Raw genomic sequence first — 10893 nt, forward strand, 5'->3', positions numbered from 1 at the left:
TAGCTTAGGCTTTCCTTGGTCGGTAGCCTTTGTGACGCTGAAGCCTGGAGCGAGGGGATGTGGGCCTACTTGAGCTGCGCCGACGTCTTCCCCAGCACTCGCCGAGCCACGATGAGCTGCTGGATCTGCTGCGTCCCCTCGAAGATGTCGAGGATTTTCGCGTCCCGAGCCCACTTCTCCAGCAGCGATTCCTCCGTGTACCCGTACACGCCGGCCAGTTCGACGCACTTCAGGGTCACGTCCACGACCGTCCGTCCGGCCTTGGCCTTCGCCATGGAGGCCTGCAGGGAGTTGGGCTTGCGGTTGTCCGCCATCCACGCCGATTCCAGCGTCAGGAGGTACGCGGACTCGAAGTCGGCCTCCAGTTCGAGCCAGGTGGCGGCGGCCGGGTGCCGCGGGGGGCGGTCGTAGTCGATCGTGACGCCCGCGGACGACAGGATCCGGCGGGTCTCCTCCAGGGCGGCGCGGGCGACGCCCACCGCCATGGCCGCGACCAGCGGCCGCGTGTTGTCGAACGTCTGCATGACGCCCGCGAAGCCCTTGGCGGTGTCGATGTCCGGCGTGCCCAACAGGTTCTCGCGGGGGACGCGGCAGTTTTCGAAGCGCAGCACGGCCGTGTCGGACGCGCGGATGCCCAGCTTGTGTTCCACGCGAACGACTTCGAAGCCCGGCGTGCCCCTCTCGACCACAAAGGACTTGATCGCCGCGCGGCCCTTCGTACGGTCCAAAGTGGCCCAAACCACCACGGCGTCCGCGCGCTGGCCTGATGTCACGAAGATCTTCTCGCCGTTGAGCACGTAGTCGTCGCCGTCGAGGACGGCGGTGGTGGTGATGGCGGCGGAGTCGGAGCCGCAGTCGGGCTCGGTGATGGCCATGGCGGCCCACAAGCCGGAAAAACGGGAGAGCTGCTCGTCCGTCGCGACGGAGCTGATGGCCGCGTTGCCCAGGCCCTGGCGTGGCATGGACAGCAGCAGGCCGACGTCACCCCAGCACATCTCGATCGTGCCGAGGACGACGTTGAGGTTGGCGCCGTTGCGATTTCCGTCGCCCGCCGAGTCACGAGAACGGCGCACACCCGCCGCGCCGGCGCCGCCCTCGCCGGAGGAGTTGAGGCCGTCGAGCAGGGCTGCGAACATGTCGAGCTCGGCGGGGTAGGTGTGTTCGGCGCGGTCGTACTTGCGCGAGATCGGCCGGAACACTTGGGCCGCGGCCTGGTACGCCTGGTTGATCAGCGTGCCGGCCTTCTTCGGAACTTCGAGGTTGATCATCGAAAGCCTTTCTAGAGGAGGACGGCGCCTTCCATCACGCCGATCGCTCGCAAGTCCCGGTACCAGCGCTCCACGGGGTGCTCCTTCACGAAGCCGTGCCCGCCCAGCAGCTGCACGCCGGCGTTGCCGATGCGCATGCCCTTGTCCACGGCCAGCTTGCGCGCCAGCGCGGCCTCCCGCGCGTAGTCCTTGCCCTGCTCCGCCCGCGCCGCCGCGCGCAGCGTGACCAGGCGCAGGCCCTCGAGCTCGATGGCGATGTCGGCGACGGAGAACGCCACCGCCTGCCGGTGACTGATCGGCTCGCCGAACGCGGTGCGCTCGTTCACGTACGGCACCACGTAGTCGAGCACGGCCTTCGCCGTCCCGGCCGCGAGCGCGGCCCAGCCCAGCCGCGAGAGGCGCACGACCTCGGTGAACACGTCGGCCTTCCCGCCGCCCAGCAACGCGCCCGCCGGCAGCGCGACCTTCTCCAGGTGCAGCTTGCCGGTCGCGGCGCCACGCAGGCCCATCGCCGGCTCGGCCTCCACGGTGACGCCCGCGGACGACGATTCCACGAGGAACAGCGCCGGGCCGCGGCCTTCGAGATCGGCCGAGACGAGGAACAACTCTGCCTCCGCCGCACGCGGGACCAGCGACTTCACGCCGTCGAGCTGGTAGCCCTTCGGCGTGCGCTTGGCCTTCGTGGCGGGCTTGAACGGGTCGAACAGCGGCGTGCGCTCCAGCAGCGCCAGCGCCGCCGCGGGCACCTGGTCGCCGGCGAACGCGGGCACGTAGTCGGCCTGCTGCTGCTCGTCGCCCCAGGCTACGAGCGCCGTGCTCACCGCGGACGGCGCGAGCACGGCCACGGCCAGCCCCATGTCGCCGTGTGCGAGGGCCTCGGCGACGAGCGCGTTGGTGACGACGGACCGCTCGGTGCCCGCCCCGCCCAGCTCCTCGGGGATTCCGACGAGGCTGATGCCGAGCTCGGCCGCGCGCGTGAGCAGGCCTTCGGGCGCCGCGAGCTTGGCGTCGGCGTCCGCGGCGGCGGGCCGCAGCTGCTCGGCGGCGAACTCGGTCACCGTTTCCGTGATGAGCTGCTGGTCTTCGCTCGGCGTGAGGTCGAACAGCCCGGTGTCCTCCTGCGCGGGGGCCAGCCTTGCGGGTTTGCCGAGCCGCCGCACCGACTTGAACGACCGCGTGGCCGCCCCCGCCGCCCGGAAACCGTTGCGGGTGCCCGCTTTGACCAGGTTCTGCACGGGCCCGCGCAGCCCGGCCCTGTCGATCACGCTGCTCCCGGCCAGCCGGGTGAGCGCGGCCAGGCCGAAGCCCATCGCGTCTCGTTTCCTCGCCGCAGCCATGTGGCCTCCCCCTCGGGTTACCTACTCGCGAGTAGGTTAGCACGGGCCGGCGGGCCTCGCGTGGCAGTGCGTCACCGGTGCCGGTTCGAACGGCCGAAGGGCTGCGCTTCTCCGGTGAATTCGCCGGGTGACGGCAATTGCACTCTTTAGTGTGGAAACGGTTTCATGGTTACCTGGGTCTCGGCACACTTCGGTGTGGAATTTCCGCCGGAATCATATGGGGAGTCATGACCGTCACTGCCGAAGATCGGGTAAAGGTCGTTTTCGAATTGTTCGATGTCGATCACAGCGGATTCTTGGAGGGGAGCGACTTCACGGCGATGTCCGACCGCGTCGAGCAGGTGGCCGATGGCTCGGGTCCCGAAGCGAAGTCGGCGCTGAGAGCCTCTTTTGCCAAGTGGTGGACCACCGTCGAGCGCGAACTCGACGCCAATCGCGACGGCAAGGTGAGCTACGACGAGTTCACCGCGTGCGTCTTGTCTCCCGAAAAGTTCGACGACACCGTCACCGACTTCGCTCACGCGTTGTCCGCCCTCGGCGACCCCGACGGCGACGGCCTGATCGAACGTCCGCTTTTCACCGCTTTGATGCTCGCCATCGGTTTCAGTCCGGCCAACATCGACGCCTTGTTCGACGTATTCGGCCCGGACGCCGAAGATCGAATTGCGGTGTCCGTCTGGTCGGACGGCATCGTGGACTACTACCACCCGACCAAACCCGACGTCGCCGGCAACTACCTGGTGGGCTGAGGCTCGCTGGTCAACGCGGCGGCAGGGGGACCTGCCGCCGCACCCAGGCCATCCGCTCGAACGCGACCAGCCCCAGCACCGCCACGGCGGCGGAGACCACAGCCACCGCCGCGGGGGTGTGCTCCAGCAGCGGCGTGACCCCGAGCAGCACGGCAGCGAGTACGAGCCGTTGGACGTTCCAGCTGCCGACGTTCCGCCGCCGCAACGCACTCAGCGCCACGAGGTACAACGCGAGCCCACCGGTGAGCGCCCAGATGGGCACGCCGTGCAGCGCCTCGCCGGGTACGTGGTGCGCGGTGTCGGACAGGTAGAGAAACGCCTTCTTCAGGCCCAGCGCCACGAGCACGATCCCCGCGATCAGCGGCAGGTGTAGGAACGTGTACGAATCCGTCGCGAGCTTCGTGCGCTCCACGCCCTTCGCACCCGCGAGCCGGCGCTCGGCGACGCGCGCGACCACGTCGAAATAGGTCCACCACATGCCCGCGGCGAGTGCGACCCCGCACAGCGCGCAGCCGGCGATCAGCCACGTCATGGGCACCGGCCCGATGCCGATCCCGATCGCCACGATCGATTCGCCGAGCGCGATGATCACGATCAGCCCGAACCGCTCCGCGAAATGCGCCGGCGAGTTGAGCCGCCAGCCGGCGGGGCCGGAGAAGTAGACGTTCACGTAGTCCACGGTCAGCGCGACCACCCACAGCACCAGCTGCCACGGCCCGGCGAGGAACGCCGCCAGCACCAGCAACCCGATGCTCGGCACCAGTCCGCGCAACATCCGCAGCAGCACGCGCTGCAACTCCGGGTCGTGCCGCGCCGCGCCCAGGTACGCGACTTCGTGCAGCACCCGCACAATCGCGTAACACCCGACGAACAGCAACGGCCCGTCCAGCCCACCCGGCCGGTCCGTGAACGCCTCCGGCACCGTGAGCGAAAGCAGGAACATCACGCCCATCGCCCCGAACATCGCGAGCCGCGCGATGCCGTGGTCCACGTGGATCGTCGTGCCGAGCCAGGCGTAGCAGCACCAGCACCACCACAGCACCGCCAGCACCAACAGCCCCTCGACAACGCCGAGGGGGCTCAGGTGGTCGGCCATCAGCTGGGTCGTCTGCGTGATCGCGTACACGAACACGAGGTCGAAGAACAGTTCGAGCGTCGACACCCGATGTCCTTCGTCCGCCGTGACCAGGTGCAGCCTTCGTCCGGTGGGCACTCGGCATGCTCGCACGCCGATGCGGTGAGGGGGAGCGATTTCGCCGAGAGCTTCTTCAGTACTCCAACACCGCGTGCAGCAACGCCGTCAACTCCGCCTCGAACCGCGGCCGCCCGCTCACCCGCCGGGTTCGCGTGAGGTCGTTGGCGATCGTCAGCGCCGCGTGTACCCGGATTTTCGCCTCGCGGGCCGGCAGGGTGGGCGAGATCGTCGACAGCAGTGCGACCCAGGAGTCCACGTAGTCCCGCTGCACGCGCAGCAAATCGGCCTTGTCGCGGTCCGGCATGGTGACGCGGTCGGCCGTGAAGGAGACCAGTAGCTCGGGCGTGTGCAGGAGTGTGTGGACGTACGAAGCCGCCAGCCGGCGCAGTGCCGTGCGTTCGTCGGGGGCGCGCATCGCCTGCTCGGCGGCCAGGGCGAGCCGGTCCGCCGCCCGGTGTCCGATGGCGACCATCAGGGCCGCTTTGCTGGGGAAGTGCCGGTAGACGCTGGGTCCGGCGATCCCGGCCGCTGCGCCGATGTCCTCCATGCTCACCGCGTGGAAGCCACGTTCGGCGAACAGAGTGGTCGCGGCGGCCAGGACCTGTTCGCGGCGGGACGGGGTGCCGAGACCGTTGCGGACGGGCTCGGCCAAGCCGGCCGACGGCAGTGTGGTGTTGAGCACAGCCAACGCGAGCTCGACGAGCAGCGGAACGAACCGGCGACGGGCCACCGTCGTGTGGTGCACAGCCACGCTGCCGAACACCGACAGCGCGCCCCAGCAGAGAAATTCGGCGTCGTCGAAAGCCAGCGAAGGGCGGACTTCCAGCAGCGCTTTCGTCCACGCGTCGAGCACCGCACCCGACCGCCGCCGGATCTCCCGCCGCTCGTCGCGTGGCAGATGAGGGCCTTCCCAGCGCCACAAAGCAGCGATCTCGCGCCGTTCGACAGCCTGCGTGGCCAGCCCCGTCAGCAGCACTTCCAGCTGGTCAGGCCCACCCGACAACGCCGAAGCGGTCACCGCCTCCATGTCGTCGATCCCGGCCAGCACGACGTACGCCAGGATCGCCTGCTTGTCCGCGAAGTGTCGGTAGAGCGCCGGCCCCGTGACGCCCGCCGCGGCCGCGATGTCGTTGATGCCGACGCCGTGAAAGCCGCGCGCGCGGAACAGCCCCGCCGCGACCGCGGCGAGCTGGGCCTTGCGGTCGCGGGGGCGCGACCCGCGGGCTGGAGTACTCATGGTGAACCGACGATAGCGCTAATCGGAACACCAGCAACCCATTGACACCATCGGGTTCGCCAGGCTTATGTTAATGGGCATTAGCACCCATGGCTCGGTATGCTCGGCCGTGAGATACACCGAAGTGTCCAACCACGCCGCTGCGCGGAGGAGTGTTCAGTGAGTAGCGAGGCCTACATCTACGAGGCGATGCGCACGCCTCGAGGTAAGAACAAGGGCGGTGCCCTCCACGGCACCAAGCCGCTCGACCTGGTGGTCGGGCTGATCGAAGAGCTCAAGGTCCGCCACCCGAACCTCGACCCGCAGATGATCGACGACGTCATCCTCGGCGTCGTGTCCCCGGTGGGTGAGCAGGGCGCCGACATCGCGCGCACCGCCGCCCTCGTGGCCGGCCTGCCCGAGACCGTCGCGGGTGTGCAGCTCAACCGGTTCTGCGCGTCGGGCCTGGAAGCCACCAACATGGCGGCCCAGAAGGTGCGCTCGGGCTGGGACCAGCTGATCATCGCCGGCGGCGTGGAGTCCATGTCGCGCGTGCCGATGGGTTCCGACGGCGGCGCGCTGTTCATGGACCCGACCACGGCGTACGACGAGTACATCGTGCCGCAGGGCATCGGCGCCGACCTGATCGCGACGATGGAGGGCTTCAGCCGCGAGGACGTCGACCGGTTCGCCGTGCGCTCGCAGGAGAAGGCCGAGGCGGCCTGGTCCGGCGGCTACTTCGCGAAGTCCGTGGTGCCGGTGAAGGACATCAACGGCGTCACGATCCTCGACCACGACGAGCACCGTCGCCCCGGCAGCACGGTCGAGGGCCTGGGCAAGCTCAAGGCCGCGTTCACCGCGATCGGCGACATGGGCGGCTTCGACGCCGTCGCGCTGCAGAAGTACCACCAGGTCGAGAAGATCGACCACGTCCACACGGGCGGCAACTCCTCCGGCATCGTCGACGGTGCGGCCATCGTGCTCGTCGGCAGCGAAGAGGTCGGCAAGACCTTCGGCCTCACGCCCAAGGCGCGCATCGTCGCCACCGCCGCCATCGGCTCGGAGCCGACGATCATGCTCACCGGCCCCACGCCGGCCACGCAGAAGGTGCTCAAGACCGCGGGCCTGACCCCGGACGACATCGACCTGTGGGAGCTCAACGAGGCGTTCGCGTCCGTCGTGCTCAAGTGGCAGAAGGACTTCCACCTGCCGGACGAGAAGGTCAACGTCAACGGCGGCGCGATCGCCATGGGTCACCCGCTCGGCGCCACCGGCGCGATGCTGGTCGGCACCGTGGTCGACGAGCTGGAACGCCGCCAGGCGCGCCGCGCGCTGGTGACCCTGTGCATCGGCGGCGGCATGGGCGTCGCGACCATCATCGAGCGGGTGTGAGGACCTCCAATGGCTGAAAGCAAGACCATCCGCTGGGAGAAGGACGCGGACGGCATCGTCACGCTGACGCTGGACGACCCCAACCAGTCGGCCAACACCATGAACTCCGCGTTCCGCGAGTCGCTCGGCGTAACTGTCGACCGGCTTGAAGCGGAGAAGGACGACATCACCGGTGTCGTGATCACGTCGGCCAAGAAGACGTTCTTCGCCGGTGGCGACCTGCGTGACCTGATCCAGGCCAAGCCGGAGCAGGCCGAGGCATTCACCGCGTCCAGCACGCTGATGAAGAGCCAGATGCGCCGCATCGAGCAGCTCGGCAAGCCGGTCGTCGCGGCCATCAACGGCGCCGCTTTGGGCGGTGGCCTCGAAATCGCGCTCGCCACGCACCACCGCATCGCGGCCGACGCGAAGGGCAGCCAGATCGGCCTGCCCGAGGTCACGCTGGGCCTGCTGCCCGGCGGTGGCGGCGTCGTGCGCACCGTGCGGCTGCTCGGCATCCAGAGCGCGCTGCTGAACGTGCTGCTGCAGGGCACGCGCCACAAGCCGCGCAAGGCGCTGGAGCTGGGCCTGGTCCACGAGGTCGTGGACACCGTCGAGGAGCTGGTGCCCGCCGCCAAGGCGTGGATCAAGGCCAACCCCGAAGGCGGCGTGCAGCCGTGGGACGTCAAGGGTTACAAGATCCCGGGCGGCACCCCGTCGAACCCGAGCTTCGCGGCGAACCTGCCCGCGTTCCCGGCGAACCTGCGCAAGCAGCTCAAGGGCGCGCCGATGCCGGCGCCGCGCGCGATCCTGGCCGCGGCCATCGAGGGCGCGCAGGTCGACTTCGACACCGCGATCAAGGTCGAGACGCGCTACTTCGTCAGCCTGGCCACCGGGCAGGTCTCGAAGAACATGACGAAGGCGTTCTTCTTCGACCTGCAGTCGATCAACTCGGGCGGCTCGCGTCCCGACGGCTTCGAGAAGTACACCGCCCGCAAGGTCGGTGTGCTCGGCGCCGGGATGATGGGCGCGGCGATCGCGTACGTCTCCGCGAAGGCCGGCATCGACGTCGTGCTCAAGGACGTGTCGCAGGAAGCCGCCGACAAGGGCAAGGGCTACGCGGCCAAGCTCGAGGAGAAGGCTCTTTCCCGTGGCAAGACCACGAAGGAGAAGTCCGACGAGCTGCTGAGCCGCATCAAGGCGACCGGCGACGCGGCCGACTTCGAGGGCGTCGACTTCGTGATCGAGGCCGTGTTCGAGAGCGTCGAGCTCAAGCACAAGGTGTTCGGCGAGATCGAGAGCATCGTCAACTCCGACGCCGTGCTGGGTTCCAACACCTCGACCCTGCCGATCACCACCCTCGCCGAGGGCGTGAAGCGGACCGAGGACTTCATCGGGATCCACTTCTTCTCGCCGGTGGACAAGATGCCGCTGGTCGAGATCATCTGCGGTGAGAAGACTTCGCCCGCGACGCTCGCGAAGGTCTTCGACTACACCCTGCAGATCAAGAAGACCCCGATCGTCGTCAACGACAGCCGCGGCTTCTTCACCTCGCGCGTGATCGGCACGTTCATCAACGAGGCCGTGGCCGCGCTGGGCGAGGGTGTCGAGCCGGCGTCGATCGAGCAGGCGGGTGCGCAGGCCGGCTACCCGGCGCCGCCGCTGCAGCTGATGGACGAGCTCACGCTCACGCTGCCGCGCAAGATCCGCGTCGAGACGAAGGCCGCGGTCGAGGCCGCGGGCGGCACCTGGACGCCGCACGCGTCGGAAGCCGTGATCGACCGCATGCTCGACGAGTACGACCGCAAGGGCCGCAGCACCGGCGCCGGCTTCTACGAGTACGACGAGAACGGCAAGCGCACCGGCCTCTGGCCCGGCCTTCGCGACGCCTTCAAGTCGGGCACCGGCGACGTCCCCTTCGAGGACCTCAAGGAGCGCATGCTCTTCGCCGAGGCGCTCGAAACGGTGAAGTGCTTCGACGAGGGCGTGCTGACCACCGTGGCCGACGCCAACATCGGCTCGATCTTCGGCATCGGCTTCCCCGCGTGGACCGGTGGCGTGATCCAGTACATCAACCAGTACGCCGGTGGCTTGCAGGGGTTTGTCGATCGGTCCCGCGAACTGGCGGCCCGGTACGGCGACCACTTCCTGCCGCCGGAGTCGCTGGTGGCGAAGGCGGCCAAGGGCGAGATCTACGAATAGGTTCTAGCAGGCACTGACCGAGAGGGGCTCTTTCCCGGATTCGTCCGGGGAAGAGCCCCTCTCGCTTTCGGGTACGGAGTCGTGCTCGGGCACCAGGTCCAGCCGGATGGTGTAGCCGAGGAAACGGGCGTACATCAGGAATTCGCACAGCGCCAAGTCGTGCACGGTCGGGCTGTACTCGAGGCACCAGATGTGGATGGGGCTGGTGCCGAGGGCCTCGGCGAGGTCGGTGCGCGAGCGGCCGGCGGCCATCCGGGCGCGGCGGAGTTTCTCTTGCAGGCGTTGGAGTTCGGCCATCGCGTCGGCATCGGGGTCCGGGGTCGTGAAGTCGGTGTGCGGCATGCGTTCGCGCCAGGGCAGGGGGCGTTCGGCGGGGTCGTCCTCGATGACGAGCAGGCGGATGGCGCAGCCGAGCTCATGGGCGTACTCGGCGAACCGTTGGGCGCTTTTCGAGTGCGGGGCGCGGAACCACCAGCGGGCGGCGGTGACGCGGTTGGGGAGGCCGGTCATCTCCTGGATGTTCGAGAGTGTCCAGCCGCGCGAGTAGCGGACTTCCTCGAGCCGCGCCCGTGCGACCTCGATCTGTTCCGTCAACGAATCCATGACCAGCCCGCCCTTGACTTGTTATGATGTCCTGGCCACTAACGGTGACACAAGGTGGGCGTCTGGTCAAGACAAGCTTATGAGTGCGACAATAGCCGCATGGTGGATCGCAGAAGCGGCGTACCCGCGTTCAGGCAGGTAGCGGCAGACCTGCGCGAGAAGATCACGGCCGGGCAGTACGCGCCGGGCGAGCAGTTGCCCAGTGAACGCGAGCTGGTCGATGCCTACGGGGTGTCGCGGCCGACGGTTCGCGAAGCCGTGAACATGTTGCGCTCCGAGGGTTTGGTGACTTCTGAGCACGGGCGGGGAGTGTTCGTCCGGCCGCCGGCAAGCATCCAGCGCATCGGCCGTTCCCGGTTGTCCCGCGAAGCGCGTGAACGCAACAGCGGTGCTTTCCTCGCCGACGCAGCGGCGCGCGGCTTCACCCCGTCCTCCTCCGTGAAGATCCGGTTCGAACAGGCTGATGCCCGCGCCGCAGCGCACCTGGCGATCGACGAAGGCACCGAGATCACCGTGAGGGATCGGGTGATGCGTGCCGATGGGCTGGTGGTTCAACTCGCGGTGTCGCGCCTGCCCCGGCAGTTCACGCGCGGCACCGCGATCGAAGAAGTCGACACCGGCTCCGGTGGTGCGTACGCGCGGCTGGAGGAAGCCGGTCACACCCTCGGCTCGTTCGTCGAGCACGTCGGCGCTCGGATGCCGACTCCCGATGAAGCCTCGTTGTTGCAGCTCGCCGACGGTGTCCCCGTCATCACCGTCACCCGGGTGGCCTACGGTACCGACGGCACGCCGCTCGAAATGAACGACATGGTCCTGGCCGCGGACCGCTACGAGCTGTCCTACGAATGGCCCGCCGACTAGGGCGTGTCTGACAAAGGTTGCGGCTGGTGGCTGGGATGCTGCTGGGTGTGTCGCGGTTTCAGTTGCTTTCGGATGAGCAGTGGGCGTTGAT

9 protein-coding genes are annotated in these 10893 nt (G+C 68.5%); 4 read left to right on the forward strand and 5 right to left on the reverse strand.

Annotation, left to right across the window (positions count from 1 at the left end; all coding sequences use genetic code 11):
* Positions 1–65: 65 nt before the first annotated feature.
* Both ABZU76_RS03735 and ABZU76_RS03740 read right to left on the reverse strand, forming a co-directional pair.
* Entirely contained in the window at positions 66–1268 is a 1203-nt protein-coding gene (locus ABZU76_RS03735; protein ID WP_354864687.1) for an acyl-CoA dehydrogenase family protein, read from the reverse strand.
* An 11-nt stretch (positions 1269–1279) separates the two neighbouring features.
* A complete protein-coding gene (locus ABZU76_RS03740; protein ID WP_354864777.1) occupies positions 1280–2578 on the reverse strand; it encodes an acyl-CoA dehydrogenase family protein in 1299 nt (432 codons plus the stop codon).
* A gap of 254 nt (positions 2579–2832) precedes the next feature.
* Between ABZU76_RS03740 and ABZU76_RS03745 the strand changes: the two genes are divergently transcribed.
* A complete protein-coding gene (locus ABZU76_RS03745) occupies positions 2833–3354 on the forward strand; it encodes an EF-hand domain-containing protein (protein ID WP_354864689.1) in 522 nt (173 codons plus the stop codon).
* 10 nt (positions 3355–3364) lie between these two features.
* Here ABZU76_RS03745 and ABZU76_RS03750 read toward each other — a convergent pair whose 3' ends face one another.
* Together ABZU76_RS03750 and ABZU76_RS03755 are read right to left on the reverse strand one after the other, a co-directional pair.
* Positions 3365–4567, reverse strand: coding sequence for a low temperature requirement protein A (locus tag ABZU76_RS03750; protein ID WP_354864691.1), 1203 nt, complete (start codon positions 4565–4567; stop codon positions 3365–3367).
* A 55-nt stretch (positions 4568–4622) separates the two neighbouring features.
* Entirely contained in the window at positions 4623–5786 is a 1164-nt protein-coding gene (locus ABZU76_RS03755; protein ID WP_354864693.1) for a TetR/AcrR family transcriptional regulator, read from the reverse strand.
* 159 nt (positions 5787–5945) lie between these two features.
* Here ABZU76_RS03755 and ABZU76_RS03760 point away from each other — a divergent pair, with 159 nt between their 5' ends.
* Positions 5946–7157, forward strand: a complete 1212-nt coding sequence (locus ABZU76_RS03760) for an acetyl-CoA C-acetyltransferase (protein WP_354864695.1) — start codon at positions 5946–5948, stop codon at positions 7155–7157.
* 9 nt (positions 7158–7166) lie between these two features.
* Positions 7167–9338, forward strand: coding sequence for a 3-hydroxyacyl-CoA dehydrogenase NAD-binding domain-containing protein (locus tag ABZU76_RS03765; protein WP_354864697.1), 2172 nt, complete (start codon positions 7167–7169; stop codon positions 9336–9338).
* 3 nt (positions 9339–9341) lie between these two features.
* Here ABZU76_RS03765 and ABZU76_RS03770 read toward each other — a convergent pair whose 3' ends face one another.
* Positions 9342–9941 (reverse strand): helix-turn-helix transcriptional regulator, encoded by a 600-nt coding sequence (locus ABZU76_RS03770; RefSeq protein ID WP_354864699.1) that lies wholly within the window; start codon positions 9939–9941, stop codon positions 9342–9344.
* Positions 9942–10040: 99 nt separating this feature from the next.
* Here ABZU76_RS03770 and ABZU76_RS03775 point away from each other — a divergent pair, with 99 nt between their 5' ends.
* A complete protein-coding gene (locus ABZU76_RS03775; RefSeq protein ID WP_354864779.1) occupies positions 10041–10802 on the forward strand; it encodes a GntR family transcriptional regulator in 762 nt (253 codons plus the stop codon).
* The last annotated feature ends 91 nt before the right edge of the window (positions 10803–10893 follow it).

Origin of the sequence: Amycolatopsis sp. NPDC005232, assembly GCF_040607795.1 — a bacterium.
Taxonomy (GTDB): Bacteria; Actinomycetota; Actinomycetes; order Mycobacteriales; family Pseudonocardiaceae; genus Amycolatopsis.